Source organism: Streptomyces sp. NPDC048825 (assembly GCF_043198355.1).
Taxonomy (GTDB): domain Bacteria; phylum Actinomycetota; class Actinomycetes; order Streptomycetales; family Streptomycetaceae; genus Streptomyces; species Streptomyces xiangluensis.
Window position 1 is genome coordinate 34,336 of record NZ_JBICUR010000031.1, and the last position, 24,429, is coordinate 58,764.

Sequence of the window (24,429 nt, forward strand, 5' to 3'; positions counted from 1 at the left end):
TGTCCCGCAATGATCAACTGGTCCAGGGTCGTCGGGGCAGGGGGCAGGGGGCAGGCCCGTCCACACTCCGTCTGGCTATTCAGCGAGGGCGAGGTTGTGCAGGCGGGCGACGCCAAGCATGGCGTGATGTACGCCCTCGCTCTTCAAGCGGCAGTCCCGGAGGATCTTCCAGCTCTTCATGCGGGCGAAAGTGCTCCACTCGGGCGCGGACCTTGCGATGCGACCGATTCTGCTCCTCCTTCCAGGCCGGGAGTTCAGCTTGGCCGCGTTCGCGGCGGTGTGGGACCACCAGCCCCGTACCGCGGTAACCACCGTCAGCGATTACCGTGGCTTCGCCGACGACTTCCTTCCCTCCGGACAACTCCCATGCCCTGCAGTCGTTGCGGTTGCCGGGCAAAGGCCGGCCCACGGCGACGACCAGCCGTGTATCCGCGTCGATGACGACCTGGCGGTTGGTGGAGTATCGGTAGTTCTTCGACTGCTCGGCCACCGTGTGGTCACGCGTGGGCACCAGGGTGCCATCCACGATAAGCACGGTGCCCTGGCGGAACCGTTGGCGTGGCCGCAGGGCGAGCAGCGGCCCGAGGCGGTTGATGATGCGGTCCGCCGCGGACTTCGAGACTCCGAACAGCGGCGCGAGCTGTCGCAGCGTCAAGTTGGTTCTCCAGTACGCCGCTACCAGCAGGACGCGGTCCTCCAAAGGCAGGCTCCACGGCCGGCCTCGGCGGGCCACGTCTGCTCCCTCACGGCGCAGGGCGGTCACGAGCTTGCCGAAGCAGCGTGGGCTCAGCCCGGTGAACGGGCCTATCCAGGACGGCTGCGACGCCGTGATCACACCAGACACGCATTGATCATTTCACCGCAGTTTGGGTTCCTCATCCAGCTTCCGGGCTGCCGGCCAAACGGCGTCTCCACCAGAGGTCAGAACGCCACTGCCGTGTGGCGAAGGGATCCGGCAGCGTGCGCTCGACGTATCTGGCATCCAGGACACGTACTTGGCGTTCAAGTTCGGCGCGGGGTCTGGGAGGCAACTGCCGCACGATCTCGGCAAGCACGTCGCGTGCGTGCCGCACGTCGTGGAAAGAGCAGCCGCGGCAGGAACACGTCTCCTCCTGCGGATACAGGGGCCGACGTCCTGGTGGTTGGAGAAATGCTCGATACTGCCGCAGCGCACGGTCGGTGGCGCCGGGGTAGATGTAGTAGTCGCCCGAGAGCCGCTCTACTCGATCTATCGCGACGCTGGTTCGGGCAGAGAGGCCGTGGATCCGGTCCGGAGCCAAGCTCCACGCGAAACGTGGAGTCTGTTGAGCGCGCAGCGCGCCGGGGCGCTTACGCGGCATCGGCCTTTCGGTACGTGGACATGAGGACCATCATGCCAGCCTCTACGGTCCGATGACGGTCAGGAAGGCGCATCCGGGATCGGCTCATCCCACCAGGACTCAACCCCACATGCCGTCCGGGGGCAGAGTAGCGGGACAACCCCCAGGTCGCTCTTCAGGTCCGCCCCCGGAGGGTCGGCGGTCGGTCGGTGGTGTTGGCGAGCATCCGGCGGACGGTCTCCGGATGCCAGCGGGTGGCGCGCTTGGGCTGGACGCCCTCGGCCTCCAGCACGGCGGCGATCTCGCGGAAGGTCAGCTCGTCCTCGTCCTCGTCGCGGAGCTGGCGGGCGCGGGCCCGGCCGGCCTGCTCCATTTCCTCTTCGGTCAGCTCGTTCTTGTGGGCTTGCCAGCCGTAGGGCGGGGCACCGTAGGCGTACTGGCCCTCTCACCAGGCCTCCCCGAACGCCTCGCGCCGCGCCGCATCCCGTCGAGCCGGTCGCAACGGAGAACAACAGGCCCAAGCCCATACGTATCCGAATGCAGCCAGCCACTATCCGCCTCGCCCTCGTTTCCTTGTCCCAGTGAGTGAACTGGTCGCTCGTCACTCTCATGACCAGGAGGCTGACCCGGAAGAAGCCTGCCCGCGACTGAGCGAAGAAGCCGAGTCCCACCGGCCGAGCCGGCCTACGAGGAAGACTCGGGGCCGTCGTCGCCGACCTGCCGGTGTCGGGTCATCGAGCGGTGAGGACGTGCGCCCACGGCTCATCGATGTCGGCCAGACCCAGCACGGCGACCACGTTGTCGAGCATTCCGGCGCCGAACCAGCGCCGCACGGCGTCGTCGTCGCCCAGCAGCTGCCGAACCGTGTCAACCTGCTTGGCGTAGCACCGCCGCACGGCCTGCCCCACTAGCGGCTCGCCCGCGGCACAGTTCGCGTGCATGAGGAAACGCAGGATGCTCCGGTCCGCGACGAGCGCGGCGTAGGCGCCGCGCGCCGCATCCAACGCCGCCTCGGGCGCCGGCCCGGCCCCACCCGACGCCGGCGAGTGAGCGACCAGCGTGTCGGTCATGATGACGGACACGTGGTCGACCACCGCCGCGAACAGCGCTTCCTTGTTCGGGTACAGGCGATAGAGATACGGCTGAGAGATGCCGACCCACTCGGCTATCTCGTGCGTCGTCGTACCGTAGAAACCCTTTTGCGCGAAGCAATCGACCGCGGCGGCCATGATGGCCCGACGTCGTTCGTCGCTCTTCGTGCTAGTACCGGCGGCAGGCATGGGCGTCAGTCCAACACGGCTTCCTGTCAGGCTCCAAAAGTGACGCTGCGGCCGGACTCGGCCGGCACCTCGGAGGGTGTGAGGGCCTCGATCGCGACCAGCGGGTTCCAGTAGTCCAGGTAGTGGGTGATGCGTGCGTCGTCATCGGTGCGGACGACGGAGATGCATGTCTGCTCGTACGGCTTGCCGGTCGGCAGTGCCGTGCCCGTCGAGCGGAATTCGGCGACCACGAGACTCGGATCGACCGTGTCGTGGAACACCAGGTCGACGAACTCGACGTCATAGGTCTCGGGGAAGCCGCTCATGTGGGCGAGCAGGGCGTCTCGTCCCGTGACCTGCTTCGGCACGCCGTCCGGGGCGTACGGGAACTCGAGCACCGCGTCCGGAGTGAACAGCTTCACCCACTCCTCGGTGCGTCCTGCAGCGGTGAGGCGCAGGTGCTCGGCCACGGCGTACCGGGCAGCGGCCCGGCGGCTGGCGTCGTCCTTCTTGGCTGTCATATCCCCTCCTGTGTTAGTGGTCGACCTATAACCTACCGCGGCGGCAGCCGTTGCGGGTAGTCGAACCCGCCATCGTGCAAACCTGCCAGCACTCTCCGCCCCAGCCCTGCTCGACCTCCGACTGCCGTGACCTCGTCGTTAATGATCTCTAGCGGCGTACCTTGAACCTCAGGTGCAGCACCCTGTCGCCCTGGATGACCACGTGTGGATCCTCCAGCAGACGCTGCTCGTCGATGCCGCCGAAGTAGCGTCTGCCCGAGCCGAACACCACCGGGACCACGTCCATCGCCACCTCGTCCACGAGACCGGCCGCGAGGATCTGGGCGCCCGCTTCGCCGGCGTTCACAGCGACGATCCGCTCCCCGGCGAGTTCCCGGGCCTTGTCGATCGCGGCCGCCACGCCATCGACGAAATGGTAGGACGCCTCGGGGTGCCACCTCTCGGGCTTGGGCCGATGGGACACCACGACCACGTGATCGCCCGCGGGTGGCCCCGTAGCACCAGCTACGAACCCGCGACCATCAAACCTCACCCAACCTCACAGGCGAAACAGGCATCAAGCCGCATAACGACCTCTCAAACCAGCCGCCAAACGAGCCACCAATCCATGGTTACAGATACATGACATTCAGTCGTACAACCGATGATGCGCAGTCCGAGTCGCACTCCATGAACGCGCACACCGACGCGCCGGACCGAACCGACTCGAAAGGCACGTGCATGTCCCAAGCACGACGCAGAAAAGCCACCACCGCGCGGCTGACCGCACCTCTGGCCGCCGCGGCGCTGCTCGCCGGAGGGGTCGGCACCTGGACCCTCACCGCGGCCTCCTCCCAGGCCGCCGAATCGGCGGACGTGGACGTACAGGACGACTTCAACGGGGACGGCTACGCCGATCTGGTCGTCGGTGCCCCGAACGCCACGGTGTCCGGCGCGGCAAAGGCCGGCTACGTGGCCGTCATGTACGGCTCGTCCAGCGGGCTCTCCGCCTCCCACCGGAAGCTCGTCAGCCGCTCCACCAGCGGGGTCCCCGGCTCCGCCACCGCCAACCAGCGCTTCGGGTCGACCTTCACCAAGGGTGACCTGGACGGCGACGGCTTCGGCGACCTCGTGATCGCGGGCGGCACCGCGGGCTCCGTCATCCTGTGGGGTTCCGCCTCGGGTCTCACCGGCGGCACGAACATCGCCGGGTACGGGGCCGCCCCGCAGGCCGGCGACTTCGACGGGGACGGAACGACCGACCTTGCCCTGTTCTCCCAGCAGTCCGTCGGCGGCGACGATCCCGTGGGTGCCCCGGCCACCCTGTGGAAGGGCCCGGTCTCGCGCACCGGACAGCCCGCCGCCACCCTGAACATCCTCGACGAGTCCGAATGGTGGGGCTGGGACGTGCCCGACGCCTCCTGCGCCACCGGCTACGGCTGCCAGAACGGACCCGACTCGATCACCGGCCCCGTCGTCTCCGGCCAGGTCGGCGACGTGAACGGCGACGGCAAGGACGACATCGTCCAGTGGACCTACACCGGCGACGGCACCTGGGGCAACCGGCTGCTGTACGGCGGCGGTTCGGGCTTCACCCTCGGCTGGGCCCCCGGCGACACCACGGGCGGCGCGGCGGGCACGGGTGTGGGCGACGTGAACGGCGACGGCTACGACGACGTGGTGGTCGGCGCCGACAGCTGGAGCGCGAAGGTGCGGGTCGCATACGGCTCGGCCTCCGGCCCGTCCGACTCGAACGTGCAGGCCTTCGACCAGAGCCTGCCCGGATTCCACGGCGCTCAGGAGTCCGGCGACAAGGTCGGCTCCGCGGTCTCGGTCGCCGACGTCACCGGCGACGGCTACGCGGACATCGCGCTCGGCATCTCCGGCGAGGACTTCAGCGGCCTCACCAACGCCGGTTCGTTCGCCCTGGTGCCCGGCTCGGCCTCCGGCGTCACGGGCACGGGAACTCAGGTGTTCCACCAGAACACCTCCGGTGTGCCCGGAGTGGCCGAGACGAGCGACAGGTTCGGCGCGACCACCGCGCTCCTGGACGTCAACGGCAACGGCTACCGCGACCTCGCCGTGGCCTCCACAGCCGAGAACAGCGACAACGGCGCCGTCTGGCTCCTGCACGGCAGGACCACCGGTCTCACCACCACGTCCGCCTTCGCCTTCGGCGGCAAGGACCTGTCCGCGCCCTACACGGATGCACTGTTCGGCTCGGCGCTCCGTTGAGCGACTAAGCGGCATGGTCACTCCTGTCCCAACGCGAACCACGCCTCCATCCGTACGTCCGGATCCTCGAGGTCCATGCCCAGCAGGGCCGCACACCGCGCGACCCGCTGCCGCACCGTGTTCCGGTGCACGGACAGGGCGACCGCCGTGCGGTCCCAACTGCCGTGCAGGGAAAGCCAGGTGCGGAGAGTCTCGGGGAGGGCCGGGTTCGTGGCGATCGGGCCGAGGGGAGTACGGGCGTGAACCTCGGCCTCGGCCGACGGCATCATCCGGTGGGCCTCCTACAACATCAGGACCTGTAGCTGACCCCTGCCCGTGCCCGTGCCTGACTACGGCGAAGCCCCGCCAGACCGACGGCGAGGCTTCGCCGTAGTCGTCGCGTCGGCCTCAGGCGGCGAACGCATCGCCCTTGACGGCCGACACGAACGCCGACCACTGGTCAGCACCGAGGAAGTCCGGGCCAAGGGCGATCACGACACCGCTACTCCCCAGGAGTTCGCCCAGGCGCTCACCGATCTCGCCGACCGTCTGGATGTCGCCTGCATCGAGCACAGCACCCGCAACGCGATCGTGGACCAGAAGCGGGATGAAGACCATGACCTCAAGATCCCCATCTGTTCCGTCCTGAGGAACGCGACGCGCTCAGCCGAGCTCAGAGTTCAGTCGGAACGGTCAGCCTTCCGTGCACCTACGGCCTCGCCGGTGGCAACAAGCCTGCCTTGGTGACAGCTACCGCGCTTCGGCTCACGAATACGTGTGACTGAGCGTTTTAGGTGGCGAGTGACCGGTTGCGTTTGCGGGGCTCCGAAGAGCTTGTGCCCGAGATCATCCCCCGTCTGTTCACGTCGATCTGTACCGTCCAGGGCATGGCGGATCCGGCGATGGCTGCCGCAACGCGTGCAGCAACTCAGGCACTGCGGATCCGTACGGAGCATCTGCTTGGCGTGGTGGTCAACTGGCCCTCGGTGTGGCCTGACCGATGAGTTTTGCGCGCCGTGCTGGTCTGTACGCCGAATACCGACTCACGGGAGGCTGACGCCATGCGGAAACTGACCTTCGGCATGAACATGAGCCTGGACGGCTACATCGCCGCGCCCGGCGACGACCTCGGCTGGAGCGTGCCGAGCGACGAGCTGTTCCAGTGGTGGTCCGACCGGGTGGACGCGACGGGCCTGGCGCTGTACGGGCGCAAGCTGTGGGAGACGATGAGCTCCCACTGGCCGACCGCCGACAAGCAGCCGGGTGCCACACCGGCGGCGATCGAGTACGCCGGCCGCTGGCGGGACATGCCGAAGGTGGTGTTCTCCTCTACGACCAGCACGGTCGACTGGAACACCCGTCTGGTCACCGGCGACGCGGTCACCGAGATCACCAGGCTCAAGGCCGACGACGGCGGCCCCATGGACATCTGCGGTGCCACACTCGCCGCGGCGGCCATGCGGGCCGGGCTGATCGACGAGTACGTGATCGTCACCCATCCGGTCCTGGTGGGCGGCGGCACGCCGTTCTTCACAGCCCTGGACAACTGGGTGAACCTGAGCCTGGTGGAGACCCGGACGATTCCCGACGGCGTGGTGCTGACCAGGTACGAGACCAGGCGCTGAGTGCCCGACGGCGGATCAGCGCGGGCTTCGGGCCACCCAAGGATCTCGTGGCGCTGTGTTCCGAGTCGATCGTGACGTCTCTGCCGGATCGATCCTATTCTTCACCGCAGACGATCCGTCCGGACAGGGATCCCCTAACGGACGACCGGACCGGTGGCTACTGGCTCTCCCGGCTGGTGAGGTACGCCTGTCGCGGCGTCCGGTCGTCGAGTGCCTGGTGGCGGCGGAGGGTGTTGTAGGTGTGGCGGAACTGGTTGATCTCGACGGCGAAGGCATTGCCGTCGCCGATGATCGCGCGGTAGAGGCGTTCGCACTTAAGGGTGCCGAAGAACCGTTCGACTACGCCGTTGGTCTGTGGGCTCCTCACCCTGGTACGGACGTGTCGGAGCAGCGGTCGTCGCCGGACCGCGTCCGCGCCGTCCGCCACCCTCCTGTCGTTCCTCCTGGTCATGCTCGCCGCGCCGTTCGCCGTCCTGCTGATCGCCGCCGCGATCGTCATGTTAGACCCGGACATGATGCTCGGCGGTGACGACCCGGACCGGGCCGCGCCCGCACCGTACGGCGGCGGCAGCACCGACGTTCCCCCTCAGCAGCCGACGCAGCCGCCGAGGCCGTACACCACCTGGTGACCGGAACCGGATCCCGCTCGGCGGCGAGGTGCGCCGAGGCACCCTGGGACACCAGGTACGCAGTCAGCGGGACAACCAGCTCCCGGCAGAACCGGCTGAAGGCCTCCTCGTACTCGGTCATCGGCCCGTCGAGGGCCCGTGACGGCTCACGCCGTGCCGCGCTGGAGCCTCCCACCGTCATGGCGGCCGCCAGGCGGTCGCGCTCGCTCCTCGACCGATGCCGTGACCGGGTCCATGCGGTGCTCCTTCCTGCGAGCGGCTCCGGGCCCCCGCGATCGCCAACGCCTACGTCGCTAAAAGGCGCGCCGGGGCCCGGATGTGAACTGCGAGGGGAAATCGAGGGCCGCCAGGGGCCGTTGTCCGTACCTGCCCTTCCAGTCACCGGTACGGCGACTCTTCGGTCGAGTCCCACCAAGCGGTGTAGGCGACCGGCGTACCGCCCGTGGGTGTGAGCGCCGAGCGTTAGGTTCTGCTCGAGAGGGCCGCCATCGCGGCGGACCACCATGCAGGGAGGGCGGCTTGATGAACCGGAGACGTACGGAGAACGGGCTGCGCTGGATAGCCAATGCCTACAACATCAGCTTCACGCTCACACTCAGCGAGGGTCTCTCGCCGTACGAGCTGCTGCGCAGCATCGGCGCCGAGGAGCATCACATTGTCCCGCTGACCCGCTCCGCGGCACGCGAGCTGCTACTCAGGGATGAGGAGGACCACATCAGTGACCTCGACTTCCTGGACTGGGAAGACGAAGCGGCGGTTGCCCGGCTGACGAGCGCCGGCTTTCTGCCCGCCCCGCCGGTCACCATCGTCCGAGCGGGCTCGGTGGCGGGCTGGGCGTATGCGCTGGAGGAATCCCACTGCCATACGGCGTACTACCTCGCGGCGCTGTCCCAGCGGGGGCGGGCGTTTTGCATCCATCGCAACGCGAAGGGCTTCGGCCGCGTCGACTACGCCCTCCACGGGGAGCCGGTGACGTCCTTCGAGCCCGGCCTGCCGCACCTTACGAACGGCGCCCCAGCCGAAGTGGCGCTCGGCTTCGTTCATAGCGGTAACGAGGTGGGCGATGTCGCGTTCCTGCGGTTCCTGGAGGGCGAGCTTGGCATCTACCTCCCCTGGGAGGAGACGGAGGCAGAGCTGCCGGCAGCCGCGTTCACCTGACGATGCCTTGGATGGCCAGGTCCTGTTTTCCGCTGGTGGGATAGAACCGCGCTTGTCCCTCTGTTGTCCGCTCCTGCCGGGTCAACATCTGAGCTGACCTGTTGTTTTCTAACCACCTGGCTCCTCACATGCAACAGATGGAGACAGAACTGCCGAACTCGATGCCGAGCGCCCTACGCGGCCGGTGGCGGACCCTGGTCATCAACCGCCGCCACCGCCTACGCACTGGGCCCGTGATCGGAGCGACCGCTCCGCTCGAGGTGCGCCCCCGCATGCTGCGGCGGAGGCTGGAGATATGGATGTGCCCACGCAGGCGGTGTGGACCGGCTGGATCATGTTCGGCCTGGTCAGCCTGCCGGTGCAGTTGTTCCCCGCGACGCGACGGCACGGCGTGGATCTGCATGAGGTGCACGCCGCGGACGGTGCCCGCATCCGGCACCGGCGCGTCTGCCAAGCCGAGCGCCGTGAGGTGGACAGCCGGGAGATCGCGAAAGGATACGAGACCCCGGACGGGCGCACCGTGGTGCTGCGGGAAGAAGATCTCGAGGCGCTGCCGCTGCCCAGCAGGCACGTCATCGACGTGATCGGGTTCGTCCCCGTCGACGGCCTGGACCCGCTCCTGTTCTCCCGCGGCTACTACGCCGCGCCGCATGGACAGGCCGGGCAGCGGCCGTACGCACTGCTGGTGGCCGCGCTGGCCCGGGCCGAGCGCGCCGCCATGGCCAAGGTGACGCTGCGCACCAGAGAGCGCCTGGCCGCACTGTGGCCGCGCCGGGACACCCTGGTCGTCCAGACCCTCCTGTGGCCGGAGGAAGTCCGCGAACCCGGCGGCATCGGATCAACCACAGCGGTGACCGGGCAGGAACTGGAGCTCGCCTCCCTGCTGATGGCCCAGTTGCCCGGCGTCGACCTCGCCGCGCTGCACGACGAGTACGCCACGGCACTGGAGCAGCTGGTCGCGGCGAAGGAGTCCGGAGGCCAACTGGTGCGGCCTGCCGAGCCGGAACCGGCGGTGGACTTGATGACGGCGCTGGAAGAGAGCCTGCGCAAGGCCGCAGGCCACCGCCACACGCCAGACTGACCGACCGCTCCACTGTCCTGCGCCAGCGCATCGAGTGGTACATCGGAAAACCCGACGCCGAACTCCCCGAACGCCCGGCCCCACCCGCTCGTGCTGTGGCTGGACAGGTTCACCGGTTGCCTCCCGCTCGTTCCAAAGAGTCGCCGGGTACGCTCCTGCAGTCTTTGATCGAGAGGAGTTGCTGAGTGGCCCGGTTAAGTGGACCCGTTCTGCGCACCCAGAGGCTTGTGATGGAGCCGATCCGCCGTGGGGACAGCGACGATCTCTTTGAGGCTGTGGTCAGTCAGGACAGCGTCATGCGATGGCTGGCGACCGGCCGGGCGGACAGTCGATCTGCGGCCGAGGCCATGTGCGACGACCACGTCGCCCACTGGACCAGACACGGCTACGGCGACTTTGCGGTCAGGGATGCCGCAACGCACGCGTTTCTCGGCCGGGTGGGACTGCGCAATCGGGCCCAGTACGGGGTTGACCTCGGTTTTGCCGTGCACCCACGGGCCCAAGGCCGTGGGATCGCCGGCGAGGCGGGCCGTGCGTGCCTGGACCTGGCATTTCGCCGCCTCTCGCTCCCCGCCGTTTTCGCGTTCGTCCTGCCCGGCAATGCGTCCTCGATCGCGGTACTGCGCCGCCTGGGCGCCCAGGCGGACGGGACTGTCCAGTCCAGCGGCCGGCCTTGTCTGCGCTACCGGTTTGACCCCGCCGCCGCGGCCGCTGCGGAGCATGTGGTGGACGACGGTGGCGCGGACCTTCAGCTGATGCATGCGCTGGGCCCCGGTTCTCCGGAGGACAGAGCCGCACTCCGCGATGGCCTGTCCGACCCATCCGGGGTGAAGGGGCTCGGTCTGGTGTGGGCTGACAAACAGCACACCGTCACCGGTGTCTCCGAAGGCCGACCGGTGGCTTCCGCGGGATGGCTGCTTCGGGACATGGCCTTCGACGGATTACCACGCCGCGCCGCGGGGCTGGGCGGTGTGCTGGTGCACCCCGCCCATCGAGGGCAGGGCCTCGCCCGGACGGTGATCAGCGTGGCGGTCGAGCACGCACGAGCGGCCGGCGCCGAGACGATGATTCTGTTCTGCCGCCCGGACCTGATCCCGCTCTACACACAGCTGGGATGGAGCCGGCTCTCCGTGCCCGTCACCGTCCAGCAGCCCGACGGCGCGCGGACCTCGCCACTGACCACCATGATCTACGACCTGGCCGGCCTGCCTCATCCCACCATCAGCGTGGACCTGCGGGGTCTTCCCTTCTGATGCGCTGAGCAGGATTCACCGTGTGCTTCTCGCTGCGGATGCGGGCGCGCTCGCGGCGTTGGGCAGCCAGCACGTTGGGGTGACGGTCCTTGGCGTTGCGCCAGCGCAGGTAGCGAGGCAGGGCGTGGGTGATGGTGTGGTGGTGGGAGTTGGCGAGGGTGAACTGCCGCAGCGAGCCGAAGTGGAGTTGACCACGGACTCCTTCGCTTATCTGGGGCAGATCGCCATGCTCCGCGGTCTTGGAGGCATCCCAAAGCGTCCCCGCTCCCGGGACTCGCAGTCTTGGCCGGAACGCAGACCACCGGACTGCGCTGACCGCGAGTCCTCAGCCGTACCGGCTGAAGAGTGCTTGGAGGTAGTCCTCCAAGCGCTGGGTCAGCACGGACGACGTCAGGTCTTCCCTCCCGAGTTCCCGCCAGGGCTCGGCGACCTTCTCCGCGTCCGGTGCGAAGGCCAGCGCATCCAGCACGCGCCAGTACAGGTGGTCGGCCGGCTTGTCGCTGAGCGTTCCACCGGCCGCGATGTAATGATCCGCCAGCCGCATGCCGTCGCGCACTCCGTGCAGCAGAGCAAGCGCAGTGGAGCAGTGGGCTACGTCCAGGTCGGCGGGTCCCCAGGACGTCTCCACCCAGTCCACGACACCGGTGATCGCCAGGCCGGTTCCTTCTCCCGTGAAGAGCACGTTTCCGGGGTGGAAGTCACGGTGCAGGAAGCATGGTCGGTAAGCCGGGGGCGGGCGGCGGATCACATCCACTGCTCGCTGCCACACGTCCGGTCGCTTCGAGGTCTCGGGAAGCCGCACCCGCTCTGGACTGGTCCAGGCCTGATAGGTGCGCGGCCGGGTTCCTTCCGGAACGAGCAACCCGTGAATCGCCACGAGTTGCCGGGCAAGGAGCTCTGCCCTCCGCTCGATGTCCTCCGCGTCCAGCATGATGCTGCCTGGTAGCAACGACATCAGCAGCGACGGATGATCGCAGTGCTCAGCTGACGCATCAACACCATGAAGACGAGCGGCCGGCACGGTTGTGTCCGCGAGTAGCTGGAGGATGTCCGCTTCCCGCGTGAGCAGTCCCAGCGCGTGCTTCACGAAGAACGGTCTTACGAACGACCGGAGGACGAGAGAGTACGGCTCACCCTCCCCCTCGATATCGAGGCGGCGCATCTGTGACGTCCATCCCCCGCGCAGCGCTCCCACACCACGAATCCGGTCCCCGGGACGGAGACTCCGCTCCGCCCAGACACGGGTGTCGGACCAGCCCAGGTCATCGACATCAGCCTCAACAACCGCCGCGGTCTCGCCCTCAGCCATGACAACAGCCTAGTGATCACGAAGGAGCATCCCGAGGCGAACCTTCAAAAACAGGGCATCGACGTCGAAGTCGTCCAACGCGACTCCGGAGTCCAAGGATTCAAGGTAGTTCCCCGGCGCTGGGTGGTCGAGCGGACCCTCGGCTGGCTCATGCACCACCGCCGACTCGCCCGCGACTTTCGAGGCCGCTCTCGCGGACCTGACCGTGGACCCGTACGGCACGCTCACCAATGCCATCGAGCTGTACGGCGCGGTCGCCGCCCTGAGCGAGCGGCAGCGCGACGCGAGCGTCCTCTCCTACGACATGGGCTTCACGGTCGCCGAAGCCGCCGTACTGATGGGCCACGGCGAAGCCACCGTCCGCTCCCAGCTCCGCACCGGACGCGAACGCCTCGCCACCCTGCTCAAAGTCCACTGCCCGGAGCACCCTGACGGGAAGACCCCCTGATGAGCACCATGCCGCCCGACCCCCGCACCATCGACGACCTGCTGGCCAAGGCCCGCACCCGCAACCGCAATGCCGACTACGACGTCACGGCCGCCGAAGCCCGCCTGCGCAGCCGGCACGCCGCCCGGCACCGCCCGCCCCGCCAGCGCACCGCCGAGACCGCCCTCGCCCACACCGCGTGGCCCCCCGCTTACGACCGCACCCCCGACGCCGACGCGCCTGGTGGACTGACCGCCGTCAGTCTCCTGGTGCTGTTCGGCCCGAACGCCGACCGCCACCTGGACGACTTCATCGACAGCCAGTACGCCGACAAGACCGGCGCCCTGGTCTTCGCCTGCCTGCTGCACCTGGCCGGCAACAGCAGCGGCGCCCGCTTCTGGTGGCGCTTCGCCGCCGGCGTCGGCCACCTGGTCGCCGAATACTGCCTCTGGCTTCGCCGGTGTGTGCCACGGGGAGTACGGAGTTCACCACCGGGTCGGCCAGGAGACGGCCATCGGCCAGCGCCCGGAGCACCTCGGCCAGCTCGGTGTCGAAGCAGAAGGAGCCGACCAGCCCCAGCTCCCTCGTAATCACCGCGTTCGTGGCGACCGGGTTATCCCCGGGCGGGAGCAGACCGAGGCCCACCACCAGACCCTCCCGGGTCCACTCCGTACACGGAGGCGCGCAGCCCGGCCGGGTTGCCCGAGGACTCGATGGCGATATCCGCCGCGAGCGCCGGCGGGCAGGGATTCCGCGATGACATGGGCACGGGCGTCACGCGAAGGGGGCGGCGAGGACAGGGCGGCAGCCGTGGCGATACCGGGTACGGGCACTGCTGCCTGCGACGGGCCGCCGACAGCCGCGTGTGAACCCGAGGCCTCGGAACCCGGAGCCGGCTTCCTGCCGTGCATCTCGCGGTCCATCTTGGCCCGCACTGCCTCGTGCGTCCTGCCGTACATCTCGCGGTCCGTACGGGCCCGCATTCCGGATCGAGCCCGCCTTCGAATCGGGCTGGGACGCGTCGGGTACAGCGACTTCCATCCAGTCCGACCAGTCGGTATGTTCAGTGAAGCCGGGGCCGCCCTTCCGCGCCCGGTGTTCCCGGCGGACGACGGAGGACCCATGTCCCAGGTTCAGGGCCACTGCGAGACACGTTTCGAGGCGGTGCGCGTCGCGTTCGAGGAGAACTTCCGGGACCGCGACGAGCTGGGCGCGGCCGTGACCGTCACAGTGGGCGGCGAGACCGTGGTGGACCTGTGGGGCGGCTGGGCGGATGCGGCGCGGACGCGTGCCTGGGAGCGGGACACGCTGGTCAACGTGTGGTCGACCACGAAAGGGCCAACGGCGCTGTGCGCGCACATCCTGGCCGACCGCGGGCTGCTCGACCTCGACGCGCCGGTGGCCGCGTACTGGCCCGAGTTCGCGGCGGCGGGCAAGGAGTCGGTGCTCGTAGGGCATCTGCTGTCGCACCGGGCGGGCCTGGCCGGACTGCGTGAGCCGCACTCGCTCGAGCAGCTCTACGACTGGGAGCTGACCACGAAGCGCCTCGCGGCGACGGAGCCCTGGTGGGAGCCGGGCACGGTCTCGGGTTATCACGCGCTGACGTACGGCTTCCTGGTCGGTGAAGTGGTGCGGCGCGTCTCGGGGCTGCTGCCGGGCGCGTTCCTGGAGCGGGAGGTGACCGGTCCGCTCGCCATCGACTTCACCGTGGGACTGCCGGAGAAGAAGGCCGGGCGCACGGCCGAGCTGGTGCATCCGCCGGCCGCCTCGTCGAGTGAACAGGCGGCGATCTTCAGCCAGTTGGCGCCCGTGGCGCTGGCCGCACTGGCCAATCCCCTGGCGGGCGCGACCGAGGCCAATACGGCGGCGTGGCGGGCCGCCGAGATCCCGGCCGCCAACGGGCACGGCACAGCACGGGCGGTCGCCGCGCTGTACGGGATCTTCGCCGGGCGGGGGGCGTACGGTTCGCATCGCGTCCTCTCGCCGGAGGCTGCTGAGCGGGTCCGTGAAGGACAGGGCGCCTGCCGCGATCTGGTGCTCGGCGCCGGCTTCGAAAACGCGACGGAGATCGGCCTCGGCCTCTGGCTCAGCGGCCCCAACAACTCCTACGGTCCGAACCCGAGGGCTTTCGGACACGACGGATTCGGCGGCTCCTGCGGTCTCGCTGATCCGGAGGCAGGCGTCTCGCTGGGCTACGTCATGAACCGCATGGGGCCGCACATCGCCGACGACCCTCGGAAGATGGCGCTCATCGACGCCCTCTACAGCGTGCTCTGAGAGGCGGGGACACGCCGGCTGCGGGGTGGCGGGTCACGCGGCCCCGTGATGGTGGTTTCGGAACACCTGCAGGACAGGCCGCCACCGCCACAGCCGCGTTCCGAAACCTCCCCACACCTGCAGGACAGGCCGCCACCGCCACAGCCGCGTTCCGAAACCTCCCCGCACCCGCGCATCATGCGCGGGCACGCCACTTGACCCGCGTGGATGGCCGATGCGACAAGCCAAGCAAAGAAGCGTGCACTAAACGCCCTTCAGAACACGATCAAGTGCCGCCCGGCCTACAGGTCCCCAGTTCGGCTTGCCGCCGGGGAGGCCCCGGTCTCCGTTCTTCCCCATGAGCATCAGGAAGAGGCTCTTCATAGCGGCCAGCCCGCGGGCGCGCCGGATCGCCGCCTCGTCTGCATGCGTGTACATGTCGAAGAATCGTGAGGCCGTGCCCGCGGGTAGCAGCACCCATGCGCCGGCTAGATCCCATGCCGGATCGCCGGCGAACATGGCACCGAAGTCGACGATGCCCGAGAGCGTTCCGTCCGAGACGACGACGTTCGCGGGATGAAGGTCACCGTGCACCCACACCGGCGGGCCCTCCCACTCGGGGGCCGCAACGGCATCGTCCCAGACGGCCCGGACCTCGTCGGCAATACCGCCGGGGACAACGGCTTCAAAGAAGTAGTCGAAGCCGTCCGTGCACTTCTTGGGGTGAGCGCCGAAGTCCGAGCTGATAGGCGCCTCGGCGGGCGCCTCCACGTGGAGCGCCCTGAGGAAGCCCGCCAGTGTGTCGGCCGCGTGGGCGCCCCGGCTGATCGAGCCGTGGTCCAGCGGCTCACCGGGAACCCACGTCATCACGGTCCAGTGCTTGGGGAAGCGCTCGGACGGTTCACCGAACCGTACCGGGGTCGGCACCGGGAGCGGCAGGCGCGGGGCCAGCACGGGTAGCCACCGCCGCTCCTTGAGCTGGAGCTCCGGGGTGGGGTCCATGCGCTGCATGCGCACGGCCAACTCGTCCCCGAGGCGCCACATTTGGTTGCCCCAGCCGCCCGCCACCTCGCGGATGGCCAGCCCCGCAAGATCTGGATGTTGCTCCTGCAGCAGGTCGCGCACCAGGTCTGCGGTGATCTCGATCTCGGTGTCGGTCATGCGAAGTCACAGTACTGAGGCGGCAGGCGGAGCGGCTCTCGCTCTCCGGAGCATCTCGCTGTTGGTCACCATGCGTCTGCCTGAGGTGATGCTGGCCGCTCCGGCCGAGGACCTGCCGCCGGAGGGCTCCGACGCGTTCGAGGCGAGGTGGGACGGCTTCCGCTGTCTCATCGCCCGGACCGAGGACGGCAGTGTCCTCATGCGCTCCCGCAAGGGCACCGACCTCACAACGGGTTTCCCCGAGATCGCGTCCGCTGCCAGGCAGGACCTCCCCCATGCTGAGGTAGGCCCACAGGTGGGGGGCTTGTCGGCCCAGAGGGCGGGGCGGAACTGGCGGGCGGAGTTGGTGGATCCGCCGGTGAGCGGGCCGGGGGGGACGATGACCGCGGCGTAGCGGGCACCGTCACCCGGCAGGGGCCGAGCCGCTGGTTGTGGCCCTGGGTGGCGTGACGCTGATGGGCATGGCCGTCGAGCTGATCATCACCCGATGAGCAGGCTCCCGGGCGGCCGGACCGGGCCCCGTACGGGCGGGCGACACTCATGTCACGTACCGCCCGCGCGGGTGAGGGGCGGCGATTGCCTGCAGGACGATCGTCAGCTGGCGTCGTCGAGGACCTCGCGCAGCTTGCGCGCGAAGGCCTCGGGCTGCCCGGGGAAGCCGAACTCGCCGTCGACGAAGCCGCCGTGATGACTCGGGAACACCGTCGCCTGCTGTCCGAGCAGCTCGGCCGTCGCCACCGACGTGCGTCCGGTGAAGGTGTCCCGGGACTCCTCGCCCACGGCGATCACGACCCGCGTCGGCGCCGCCGTCAGCGCGTCGACGTCGGGCCGGTAGCTGCTGACCTCCCAGGACCGGTCGGAGAGCAGCGGATCGTCACGGGAGCCGTCATCCTCGGTCGGCATCCCGAAGGAGGCGGGATCCGGGGCGGGCTGGGCGAAGTAGTCGTCGGTGAACTCGCCCTGCCACGATGTCATCGCGATGAAGGCGGCCATGCCGGCACCCCAGCCCTTCTTCTCGTACGCATCCCGGATGCCGGCCCGGGCGCGCTCGGCGGCCTGGGCGTCGGGGAGCACCGCAATGAGCGGCGGCTCGTGCGCCACCAGGGTGGTCACGTCCTCGGGGTAGGCCGCCACGAGGGCGAGCGCGGTCACCGCACCGCCGCTGCTGGCGAACAGCTCGACGGGGCCCGCGCCGAGCGCTTCGACGACGGCGTGCACGTCGGCAGCGTGGGTCTGGGGGGCATGGTCGACGCGGCCGTCCTTGCGGGTGCTGCGGCCCAGGCCGCGCGGGTCGCAGGTGATCACGGTGCGGTCGGGGAAGTGCGACGCCAACGCGCGGAAGCCGCTGGCGTCCATGGGCAGGCCGATCATGACCAGCGGCGGGCGTCCGTCGGCGGTCGGCAGCGGGCCGTGGACGTCATAGGTGAGATCGGCCTCGGGAGTCTCGAGTATCTGCGTAGTCATGACCGTGTAGACCCCGTCCCCATCGAGAACTCATCGGCCCCGGTGCCCGCAGTGCCCCGACGGCCTTGGCGCGGACGGCGTCGGCTTGGCGGCGCCGCGGGTACCGTCCCCCTCCCCCAGCCACCCGTCGTCCAGCTGGTCCATGATCTCGGCGAACTCCCGGACGTGAGCGACGGTGCCGGCCAACTCCGGGCGGCGATCGAGGAGTTGCTTGAGGTGGAGGCCTTCCTCGCTGGTCAGGCCGTCGCGGTGGCGGGTGAACAAGGCGGTGGCCCGGCGCGCGGTCGGAGCTTCGGGAAGACCGCTCAAAGGTCTGCTTTGCCCCGCCGAAGGAGCCCCGGCCCGCTCCAGTCGAAGCCGCCAGGTGGGACCTGACAAGACCCGTTGACGCATGCCGATATCGGAATATGATGCTTTCATGGCACGAGCAGCGACGACGTCGGACGTCTTCAACGCGATCGCCGAGCCGCAGCGCCGGGACATCCTGGCGCTGCTGCGGGCGGGTGAGCGACCGGTGACCGAGTTGGCCCGGGAGCTGGGGATGAGCCAGCCGGGGGCGTCCAAGCACCTGCGCGTGCTCCGGGAGGTGGGGCTGGTGCGGGTCCGCGGGGCGGGCAAGCAGCGCCTCTACGGCCTGGACGCCCGCGGGCTGCGACCGGTGCACGAGTGGACCGGCGGGTTCGAGCGGTTCTGGAACGAGAGCTTCGGCCGGCTCGACGCTTACGTGCAGGAACTGAAACAGACAAGTCAAGAGGAGTAGTTGATGAGCGCGACAGAACAAGGAACGCCGGCGCCATCGGCGACAGCCGGCCGCGAGATCGTGATCTCCCGGGTCATCGACGCCCCGCGGGAGCTGGTGTTCGAGGCGTTCACCGAGGTGCGGCACCTGTCGCGGTGGTGGGGGCCGGAGGGGTTCACCACCACCACGCGGTCCTTCGAGTTCCGCGTCGGCGGGGAGTGGGTCTTCGTGCTGCATGGGCCGGACGGGACGGACTACCAGGAGTGGATCTCCTGGACCGGGCTCGCCCCGCCGGAGCGGATCGAGTTTCTCCACGGTGAGTTCCGCGACGACCCGAACGCCTTCGAGTCGGTCCTGACGTTCGAGTCCGACGGTGCGGCGACCCGGATCGAGATGCGAACGGTGTTCCCCACCAAGGAGCTGCGCGACGAGGCGGTCGAGAAGTACCACGCGATCGAGGGCGGCCGACAGACCCTGAGCAACCTGGCTACGTACGTCACCGAGATCGTTCGGAAGGGAGCGGAGGGCTGATGGCCGGGAAGGTGTTCTTCAGCGTGTCGATGTCGCTGGACGGTTTCATCGCGCCCGAGTCCCCCGAGGAATTGATGGGGCAGCTGTGGATGGAGCTCCAGCAGTGGGCCTTCCCGCTGCGGTTCTTCCGGGAGAACCTGAAGCTCGGCGAGGGCGGCGAGGAGGGGCGCGACAACGACATCGCGCGGGAGACGTTCGAGCGCACCGGCGCGAGCGTGATGGGCAAGCGCATGTTCGACGCCGGCGAGCAGATGTGGCCGGAGGAGGCGCCGTTCCGCACCCCCGTCTTCGTTGTGACGCACACCAAGCGTGACCCGTGGGAGCGGCCGGGCGGAACCACCTTCCACTTCGTCAACCACGGCATCGAGGCCGCGCTTGACCTGGCCCGCGAGGCCGCCGGCGACCGCGACGTCCGCATCGCGGGCGGCGGCGCGACGATCCTGGAGTACGTGAACGCGGGCCTGATCGACGAGTTCTCGATCGCGCTGTCACCCGTGCTGTTCGGCTCCGGGATCCGCCTGTTCGAGGGCGTGGACGCGGGCCGCGTGGCCCTGGAGCCTGTCCGCGCGGAGCCCTCCCCAAGGGTGACGCACCTGACCTACACCGTCCGGGAGCGGTAACTGTCCCGAACTCAGCGCTCTCCCACCGAGGTCAGCTGCCCGCGGACAGCCCGGCCCGCCCTGGCGGCGACGACGGATGGCGATACGTGCTCACCTATGGGGGCGGGGAGCTGGCCATGTACGCCGACACGGTGCCCGAACTGCTGTCCGCAGTGATCCCCGGCTACGACGAACTTTCCCAGCAACGAGAACGGCGACGAAGCAGCGATCGTGGGCTCGCTACGAGGCGGCGATCGAGCTGGCCAACCCGGTGCAGACCGCGGCTGGTGATCGACGCCACCGAGAACGACGGCTGATCACCGGAGCAGGTCACCGAAGACGAGCTGAATGCCTTGTTCCAGTCGAAGGTGGTGCCGTTCGTTCCCTGTGAGGGTGCCGACGGCACGGCGTCGGCTGAGTGGCGCGTCGATGTTCCCCTGGTGGTGATCGACACCGACTACGCCCCGTTTACCGGCTCTTCGATTTCAGCGGGGAGTGATGGTGGCGAGTAGGTCCCACCTTCCCAGATGGTGATCAATAAACCGTCTGCGGCCATGACGACAGACCAACCGCCTTCTCGGACTTAGTTCAGAGAAGGTCCGTGTACAGCTTGGTGGTCAGCTGATCACCAAAGCCTCCGAGCAACAGCCCGCACCAGAACGTGTCGTGCTCGTGCCGTCGGCGGAAGGCGTCCAGCTCGATCGCCTCCAGCGGCAGCGTCAGCGGCTCGTCGGAGTCCCCGCTTCCCAGCACCGCCGTCTGAATCTGCCGCCTGTCGTCCCGCAAGAAGCCCCCGCCTTTCGCCCCAACTCATCGTCCCCCCGCCCTGTAAAGCAGTGGCGCGGTCTTGCGACCCGCTACGACAAGACCGCCACCGTCTACCTCGCCGCCCTGCACATCGCGGGCATCTTCATCTGGTCCGCGAGGTGATCCGGAAGACCTAGGTGACAGGAGCCGACTTCGGCCTCAGGCCACCAGGGTGGTCGGCGAATGCCTTCTCCGCGTCGACCTCATAACACACGTTGACGCTCGAGTCACCGAGAGTTGTGTCGGCGAAGCCCTGGACGTCTGCTACGGATTTCGCCTCCCAGAGACACGTCACGACGGATCCGTCGACGTGCGGGTAGAACTGCAGCACCCAGGTGCCGTCGGGCGCTCCGGTGCCGTCGATAAGGGCCTGACCACGGGGAAACGCCGTCTCGGGGTTCAAGATCTTGTGCTGGACCACGACGTACATGGGGTCCTCCTCGTTCGGTGTCGTGTCGTTCGACGATTCGACGCAAGCGTTCGGAGGTGGGCGTCGCGTCGCACGTAGTCACCAATTCCATTGTGGACTGGATGGTCACGCCTGGCTAAACCTGCGTGAGAGGCCGACCGCCAGGCCTGTCAGCAGGACCGCGAGGCCGCTCGCGCGTTCCCCGCGCCTCTCCACGACCTCGTGGCGGACCGCGCCGAGGAGGTCAATCACTCGTGACTGAGGGCGGCGCTCCTGATGCTGCGGCCGAGGGACCGAAGCTCCGCTACACCGCGTCGACCACTAGGTCGTGTTTTAGAAGTGGCTCTTGGGTCTCGCCTTGTGCCGCGATGATCTCGGTGTGGGGCGAGGGGATTTTTTCGGATGGCCAGTGGGCCGCTTCAGAGCCGTTGTTGCCGGTCGCGGTGCTGGGTCGACCGTCGTCATGCCGGCGGAAGCTGATCGATGGGATCCGCTGGCGGGTGCGAACGGGTGGCCCGTGGCGGGATCTTCCACCGGAATACGGGCCGTGGCAGACGGTCTATGGACTCTTCCGTCGATGGCAGCGCGACGGGGTGTGGGCGACGGCACTGACCAGCCTTCAGGCACGGGCTGACGCAGCCGGTTGATCACCTGGGAGGTGAACGTCGACTCCACGATCTGCCGTGCCCACCAGCATGCCGCGGGTGCTCGGCGCGACGGGCAGAACCAGAAGGAACCGCCCGGTGGAAGCCGTACTGAGCTCGACGACCGTGGCCTGGGACGCTCGCGCGGGGGCTGGACATCGAAGATCCATCTCGCCTGCGAGCAAGGGCGGCGGCCGTTGTCTCTACTGGTCACGGCCGGGCAACGCGGCGACAGCCCACAGTTCGTCGCCGTGCTGGAAGCCATCCGAGTGCCAAGACTTGGCCCCGGCCGTCCTCGCGTTCGCCCGCTACGGGTGCGGGGTGACCGGGCCTACTCGTCTCGCGCCAACCGGGCATATCTGCGGCGCCGAGGCATTCGGTGCACCATCCCGGAACCGGCAGATCAGGCGGGTCATCGCAGGCGCCGGGGAGCGGCCGGCGGGCGGCCACCGGCTTTCGACCGCGAGGACTACAAGGCTCGGCATGCGGTCGAATGTGGAATCAACCGCCTCAAGCGGCACAGGGCCGTGGCGACCCGGTACGACAAGCTCGCAGTCCGCTACGAAGCCACCGTCCAGATCGCCTCAATGACTGGCTCTGAGCTCGTGAGTCAAACGGACCCTCGGCTGGGTCAGTATCCGATGGCCTCCCGGAGAAGCAGCACGGTGCCGCGCCCTGGGCGGGGTTCCGCATTGAGGATGAGCAGACGGTTGACGGCGCTGGGCATCCCGTACAGCGCTTGGGCGCGGGCGTTCTCCAGTGGGAGGGCGTGCTCCTCGATGCGGCGCAGGGCTGTGCTCAGGTCGGGCACCACCTTCTGCGCGCCGACGATCCAGATCGCGTGGGCGGCGCCGCCCGCGTTGGCGGGGAGTTGGCTGCCGCTGCCCGAGGCGAGAACGAGCGAGCCGGTCTCGGTGACCGCGGCGACGCTGTTGACGACGAATTCGGGGCTGGCGGCCAGCCTTCGGATCTCGTCGGCGCCGGTGGCACGGTCGATGGCCAGAGTGCGGGGCCTGATGGCGTCGTACTGGCCGCTGGCGTTGATGTCCTCGTCGATGCCGGACAGTCGGAGGGTCTCGCTGGCTCCGGTGAGCACGCTGGCGCCCTCGGGGACCAGGTCCTTGATGCGGGCGCGCGCTTTTGCCGCGTCGTCGAGGATCTCGGCGGCGAAGCCGCCCGCACGCAGCGCGGCGGCTACCCGTTCCAGTTGTTCGGCCGTTGCCGGGTCGGTGAAGGATGGGGCCGGAGCCGGGGTGGCCGTGGCGTGTGCTGGGTCGGTCCCGGAGCCCTGCGTCGCGTGGGGCGCCGTGCCCGCCAGCGGGGAGGTGTCGAGGTACCTGACCTCGTACACCCGCTCGGCGAACCTCCAGCCTTCCTCGGTGCGCTGGTAACGGTCGTGGTAGACGGCGTAGTTCAGACCCTCGCGTCCGTCGAGGGTGCGCGCGAGTTCCTGGATGTAGGCGCGGCCGGTCGCGGTGTCGCCGTCGAGCCGGATCGTGCCGGGGTGTGTGTTCTGTACGAAGAAGTCCCACTGGCTCTGCAGCCGCTCGCCCCCGGCGAGGATCTCCTCGCGGCCGATCTGCTCGACGGGGATGTTGGGCATGCGCAGGGCACCGTCCGGTGTGAACAGCGCCGCCAGGCGGGGTCGGTCGCGCATCATCACCGCGTCGGTGAACTCGCCGCGCAGTGCCTCGATCTCGACGCGGTCCGCGATGGTCTGGAGGTCGTTCATCAAAGTCCCCTCTCCGTCTCGTTGTCGCCCTCACCGGTACGACACCGTTACGACAACGCAGCGCTTCGGAATGTGAGGTGGCGCGTCGGCCTCACATTCCGGTGCGCTGTCTTGTCGTAGGGGGTAGCGGCACAGAAGCGAGCGAGGGAGACGGCCAGACCATGACCACGAGAACCGAGCCCGGGGACGGTCAGAGCGATCCGGGCCTCAGCGCGATCATGAGTGAGCGGCGCCAGCTGATCAACCTCGGCTATCGACTCCTCGGGTCCCTTGCCGACGCCGAGGACGTCGTGCAGGAGACCTACGCCCGCTGGTACGCCATGTCCGCACGCGAGCAGCAGGCCATCGAGTCGCCCGGCGCCTGGCTGATGACGGTCGCCAGCCGCATCTGCCTGAACCTGCTCGGCTCGGCGCGGACCAGGCGGGAGACATACGTGGGCGACTGGATCCCGGAACCGCTGCCCGAACCCACGGAGTGGATCACCGGGCGCTCCGGCGCCGGCGGGACCGACCCGGCCGACCGGGTCACCCTCGACGAGTCGGTGACGATGGCCTTCCTGGTCGTCCTCGATTCGATGACCCCGGCCGAGCGCGTCGCGTTCGTCCTGCACGACGTCTTCCGCTACCCCTTCGGCGAGGTCGCCGAGATCGTCGGCCGCACTCCGGCGGCGTGCCGCCAACTGGCCTCGTCTGCACGCCGACGCATCCGCACCGCGCAGAGCCCGGCGGGCCCGAGTGCCGGGCAGGCTGGCATCGTCAGGCAGTTCAGAACGGCGTGGGAGGCCAAGGACATCGACGCCCTGATCAGCCTGCTCGACCCCGACGCCACCGCGACCGCCGACGGCGGCGGGCTGGCCGTCACCCACCTGCACCCGATCGTGGGCAGCGAGCAGATCGCACGCGCCTACGCCGAGATCGCCCGTGTGTCGGGCGACCGCACAACGTTCCTGGAGTGCACGGTCAACGGCCTGCCCGGCTTGGTGACGCAGCAGGACGGCAACCTCTCGACCGTGTTCGCGTTCGAGATCGCGGGCGACCGGATCAGGCACATCTGGGCGGTGAGAAACCCCCAGAAGCTCCGTCCCTGGCGGATCAGCTGAGGAGCGCTCCGAGACACCGCAGCGATCGTATCGTGGCCAGTACCAGCCCGCACCGAGCCCATATCTCAAACACGCCCTAGACCCAATGCCGTTGCTTTTGCTGTGGGCGTAGGCTGGCTGGGAGTGGGTGCCGGGGGTGGTGCGGGTGGCTGCAAGTGCGTCTGACTTATCGGGTCTTGGGCTGTTGACCTGGGTGTATCCGCCGGGGTTGGT

At 68.8% G+C, this 24,429-nt stretch carries 27 protein-coding genes and 6 pseudogenes; 17 read left to right on the forward strand and 16 right to left on the reverse strand.

Going from position 1 to position 24,429, the window contains the following annotated elements; all coding sequences use genetic code 11:
• Positions 1 to 75: 75 nt before the first annotated feature.
• The 5 genes and pseudogenes from ACGFNK_RS43735 to ACGFNK_RS43755 all read right to left on the reverse strand — a co-directional run.
• A pseudogene (locus tag ACGFNK_RS43735) lies at positions 76 to 844 on the reverse strand (transposase).
• A 650-nt stretch (positions 845 to 1,494) separates the two neighbouring features.
• Entirely contained in the window at positions 1,495 to 1,692 is a 198-nt protein-coding gene (locus ACGFNK_RS43740) for a recombinase family protein (RefSeq protein WP_393426353.1), read from the reverse strand.
• Between the two features lie 358 nt (positions 1,693 to 2,050).
• Positions 2,051 to 2,548 (reverse strand): TetR/AcrR family transcriptional regulator, encoded by a 498-nt coding sequence (locus ACGFNK_RS43745; protein ID WP_393426356.1) that lies wholly within the window; start codon positions 2,546 to 2,548, stop codon positions 2,051 to 2,053.
• Positions 2,549 to 2,625: 77 nt separating this feature from the next.
• The gene (locus tag ACGFNK_RS43750; RefSeq protein WP_393426358.1) at positions 2,626 to 3,099 is read right to left on the reverse strand and encodes a nuclear transport factor 2 family protein; all 474 of its coding nucleotides are present in this window, start codon (positions 3,097 to 3,099) and stop codon (positions 2,626 to 2,628) included.
• 148 nt (positions 3,100 to 3,247) lie between these two features.
• Positions 3,248 to 3,589 (reverse strand): annotated as a pseudogene (locus ACGFNK_RS43755) (dihydrofolate reductase family protein); the annotation flags it as partial.
• A gap of 230 nt (positions 3,590 to 3,819) precedes the next feature.
• Here ACGFNK_RS43755 and ACGFNK_RS43760 point away from each other — a divergent pair.
• Positions 3,820 to 5,313, forward strand: coding sequence for an FG-GAP repeat protein (locus ACGFNK_RS43760; protein WP_393426361.1), 1,494 nt, complete (start codon positions 3,820 to 3,822; stop codon positions 5,311 to 5,313).
• 17 nt (positions 5,314 to 5,330) lie between these two features.
• On the opposite strand, the pseudogene ACGFNK_RS43765 reads toward ACGFNK_RS43760, so the two are convergent.
• Together ACGFNK_RS43765 and ACGFNK_RS43770 are read right to left on the reverse strand one after the other, a co-directional pair.
• Positions 5,331 to 5,582: pseudogene (locus ACGFNK_RS43765) on the reverse strand (helix-turn-helix domain-containing protein); the annotation flags it as partial.
• Positions 5,583 to 5,700: 118 nt separating this feature from the next.
• A complete protein-coding gene (locus ACGFNK_RS43770; RefSeq protein WP_393426364.1) occupies positions 5,701 to 5,910 on the reverse strand; it encodes a hypothetical protein in 210 nt (69 codons plus the stop codon).
• Positions 5,911 to 6,353: 443 nt separating this feature from the next.
• On the opposite strand from ACGFNK_RS43770, the gene ACGFNK_RS43775 reads away from it, so the two are divergent.
• Positions 6,354 to 6,917: a dihydrofolate reductase family protein gene (locus ACGFNK_RS43775; RefSeq protein ID WP_393426367.1), complete on the forward strand. Its 564-nt coding sequence runs from the start codon at positions 6,354 to 6,356 to the stop codon at positions 6,915 to 6,917.
• 157 nt (positions 6,918 to 7,074) lie between these two features.
• On the opposite strand, the gene ACGFNK_RS43780 is transcribed toward ACGFNK_RS43775, so the two are convergent.
• On the reverse strand, positions 7,075 to 7,368 hold the full coding sequence (locus tag ACGFNK_RS43780) for an integrase core domain-containing protein (protein WP_393426370.1): 294 nt from the start codon (positions 7,366 to 7,368) through the stop codon (positions 7,075 to 7,077).
• On the opposite strand from ACGFNK_RS43780, the gene ACGFNK_RS43785 reads away from it, so the two are divergent.
• The 4 genes from ACGFNK_RS43785 (at position 7,367) to ACGFNK_RS43800 (ending at position 11,038) form a co-directional block, all read left to right on the forward strand.
• The gene (locus ACGFNK_RS43785; protein ID WP_393426372.1) at positions 7,367 to 7,546 is read left to right on the forward strand and encodes a hypothetical protein; all 180 of its coding nucleotides are present in this window, start codon (positions 7,367 to 7,369) and stop codon (positions 7,544 to 7,546) included. The genes ACGFNK_RS43780 and ACGFNK_RS43785 overlap by 2 nt on opposite strands.
• A gap of 522 nt (positions 7,547 to 8,068) precedes the next feature.
• Positions 8,069 to 8,704 carry a DUF6461 domain-containing protein gene (locus ACGFNK_RS43790; RefSeq protein ID WP_393426374.1) on the forward strand — a complete coding sequence of 212 codons (636 nt, stop codon included), beginning with the start codon at positions 8,069 to 8,071 and terminating at the stop codon, positions 8,702 to 8,704.
• A 295-nt stretch (positions 8,705 to 8,999) separates the two neighbouring features.
• Entirely contained in the window at positions 9,000 to 9,785 is a 786-nt protein-coding gene (locus tag ACGFNK_RS43795; RefSeq protein ID WP_393426376.1) for a Ku protein, read from the forward strand.
• 230 nt (positions 9,786 to 10,015) lie between these two features.
• Positions 10,016 to 11,038 carry a GNAT family N-acetyltransferase gene (locus ACGFNK_RS43800; protein WP_393426425.1) on the forward strand — a complete coding sequence of 341 codons (1,023 nt, stop codon included), beginning with the start codon at positions 10,016 to 10,018 and terminating at the stop codon, positions 11,036 to 11,038.
• Here the strand turns inward: ACGFNK_RS43800 and ACGFNK_RS43805 are convergent.
• Positions 11,007 to 11,228 (reverse strand): annotated as a pseudogene (locus tag ACGFNK_RS43805) (hypothetical protein); the annotation flags it as partial. The gene ACGFNK_RS43800 and the pseudogene ACGFNK_RS43805 sit on opposite strands and share 32 nt — an antisense overlap.
• A gap of 135 nt (positions 11,229 to 11,363) precedes the next feature.
• The gene (locus ACGFNK_RS43810; RefSeq protein WP_393426378.1) at positions 11,364 to 12,347 is read right to left on the reverse strand and encodes a phosphotransferase family protein; all 984 of its coding nucleotides are present in this window, start codon (positions 12,345 to 12,347) and stop codon (positions 11,364 to 11,366) included.
• 96 nt (positions 12,348 to 12,443) lie between these two features.
• On the opposite strand from ACGFNK_RS43810, the pseudogene ACGFNK_RS43815 reads away from it, so the two are divergent.
• The 4 genes and pseudogenes from ACGFNK_RS43815 to ACGFNK_RS43830 form a co-directional block, all read left to right on the forward strand.
• A pseudogene (locus ACGFNK_RS43815) lies at positions 12,444 to 12,527 on the forward strand (IS5/IS1182 family transposase); the annotation flags it as partial.
• A 25-nt stretch (positions 12,528 to 12,552) separates the two neighbouring features.
• A complete protein-coding gene (locus ACGFNK_RS43820; protein ID WP_393426380.1) occupies positions 12,553 to 12,795 on the forward strand; it encodes an RNA polymerase sigma factor in 243 nt (80 codons plus the stop codon).
• Positions 12,795 to 13,364 (forward strand): hypothetical protein, encoded by a 570-nt coding sequence (locus ACGFNK_RS43825; RefSeq protein ID WP_393426383.1) that lies wholly within the window; start codon positions 12,795 to 12,797, stop codon positions 13,362 to 13,364. The genes ACGFNK_RS43820 and ACGFNK_RS43825 overlap by 1 nt, the downstream gene beginning before the upstream one ends.
• 532 nt (positions 13,365 to 13,896) lie before the next feature.
• Positions 13,897 to 15,051: a serine hydrolase domain-containing protein gene (locus tag ACGFNK_RS43830; RefSeq protein WP_393426386.1), complete on the forward strand. Its 1,155-nt coding sequence runs from the start codon at positions 13,897 to 13,899 to the stop codon at positions 15,049 to 15,051.
• A 243-nt stretch (positions 15,052 to 15,294) separates the two neighbouring features.
• Here the strand turns inward: ACGFNK_RS43830 and ACGFNK_RS43835 are convergent, their stop codons facing one another.
• Positions 15,295 to 16,191 carry an aminoglycoside phosphotransferase family protein gene (locus ACGFNK_RS43835; protein WP_393426389.1) on the reverse strand — a complete coding sequence of 299 codons (897 nt, stop codon included), beginning with the start codon at positions 16,189 to 16,191 and terminating at the stop codon, positions 15,295 to 15,297.
• Between the two features lie 61 nt (positions 16,192 to 16,252).
• On the opposite strand from ACGFNK_RS43835, the gene ACGFNK_RS43840 reads away from it, so the two are divergent.
• Entirely contained in the window at positions 16,253 to 16,585 is a 333-nt protein-coding gene (locus tag ACGFNK_RS43840) for a hypothetical protein (RefSeq protein ID WP_393426392.1), read from the forward strand.
• A gap of 200 nt (positions 16,586 to 16,785) precedes the next feature.
• On the opposite strand, the gene ACGFNK_RS43845 is transcribed toward ACGFNK_RS43840, so the two are convergent.
• A complete protein-coding gene (locus ACGFNK_RS43845) occupies positions 16,786 to 17,655 on the reverse strand; it encodes an alpha/beta fold hydrolase (protein WP_393426395.1) in 870 nt (289 codons plus the stop codon).
• A gap of 30 nt (positions 17,656 to 17,685) precedes the next feature.
• Positions 17,686 to 17,964 (reverse strand): hypothetical protein, encoded by a 279-nt coding sequence (locus tag ACGFNK_RS43850; protein ID WP_393426398.1) that lies wholly within the window; start codon positions 17,962 to 17,964, stop codon positions 17,686 to 17,688.
• Between the two features lie 109 nt (positions 17,965 to 18,073).
• Here ACGFNK_RS43850 and ACGFNK_RS43855 point away from each other — a divergent pair, with 109 nt between their 5' ends.
• The 4 genes from ACGFNK_RS43855 to ACGFNK_RS43870 all read left to right on the forward strand — a co-directional run bounded on the left by ACGFNK_RS43855 (position 18,074) and on the right by ACGFNK_RS43870 (position 19,841).
• The gene (locus tag ACGFNK_RS43855; RefSeq protein WP_393426401.1) at positions 18,074 to 18,415 is read left to right on the forward strand and encodes an ArsR/SmtB family transcription factor; all 342 of its coding nucleotides are present in this window, start codon (positions 18,074 to 18,076) and stop codon (positions 18,413 to 18,415) included.
• A 3-nt stretch (positions 18,416 to 18,418) separates the two neighbouring features.
• Positions 18,419 to 18,925 (forward strand): SRPBCC family protein, encoded by a 507-nt coding sequence (locus ACGFNK_RS43860; RefSeq protein WP_393426404.1) that lies wholly within the window; start codon positions 18,419 to 18,421, stop codon positions 18,923 to 18,925.
• Positions 18,925 to 19,545: a dihydrofolate reductase family protein gene (locus ACGFNK_RS43865; RefSeq protein WP_393426407.1), complete on the forward strand. Its 621-nt coding sequence runs from the start codon at positions 18,925 to 18,927 to the stop codon at positions 19,543 to 19,545. The genes ACGFNK_RS43860 and ACGFNK_RS43865 overlap by 1 nt, the downstream gene beginning before the upstream one ends.
• A 116-nt stretch (positions 19,546 to 19,661) precedes the next feature.
• Positions 19,662 to 19,841 carry a hypothetical protein gene (locus ACGFNK_RS43870; protein ID WP_393426410.1) on the forward strand — a complete coding sequence of 60 codons (180 nt, stop codon included), beginning with the start codon at positions 19,662 to 19,664 and terminating at the stop codon, positions 19,839 to 19,841.
• 271 nt (positions 19,842 to 20,112) lie between these two features.
• On the opposite strand, the gene ACGFNK_RS43875 is transcribed toward ACGFNK_RS43870, so the two are convergent.
• Positions 20,113 to 20,310 carry a hypothetical protein gene (locus ACGFNK_RS43875; protein WP_393426413.1) on the reverse strand — a complete coding sequence of 66 codons (198 nt, stop codon included), beginning with the start codon at positions 20,308 to 20,310 and terminating at the stop codon, positions 20,113 to 20,115.
• 154 nt (positions 20,311 to 20,464) lie between these two features.
• Entirely contained in the window at positions 20,465 to 20,761 is a 297-nt protein-coding gene (locus ACGFNK_RS43880; protein ID WP_393426416.1) for a hypothetical protein, read from the reverse strand.
• A gap of 347 nt (positions 20,762 to 21,108) precedes the next feature.
• Between ACGFNK_RS43880 and ACGFNK_RS43885 the strand changes: the two are divergent.
• A pseudogene (locus ACGFNK_RS43885) lies at positions 21,109 to 21,974 on the forward strand (IS5 family transposase); the annotation flags it as partial.
• Positions 21,975 to 22,015: 41 nt separating this feature from the next.
• Here the strand turns inward: ACGFNK_RS43885 and ACGFNK_RS43890 are convergent.
• On the reverse strand, positions 22,016 to 23,116 hold the full coding sequence (locus ACGFNK_RS43890; RefSeq protein WP_393426419.1) for an LUD domain-containing protein: 1,101 nt from the start codon (positions 23,114 to 23,116) through the stop codon (positions 22,016 to 22,018).
• A gap of 161 nt (positions 23,117 to 23,277) precedes the next feature.
• Here ACGFNK_RS43890 and sigJ point away from each other — a divergent pair, with 161 nt between their 5' ends.
• Complete coding sequence (gene sigJ, locus ACGFNK_RS43895) at positions 23,278 to 24,216, forward strand: RNA polymerase sigma factor SigJ (RefSeq protein ID WP_393426422.1); 939 nt, start codon at positions 23,278 to 23,280, stop codon at positions 24,214 to 24,216.
• Positions 24,217 to 24,429: the final 213 nt, after the last annotated feature.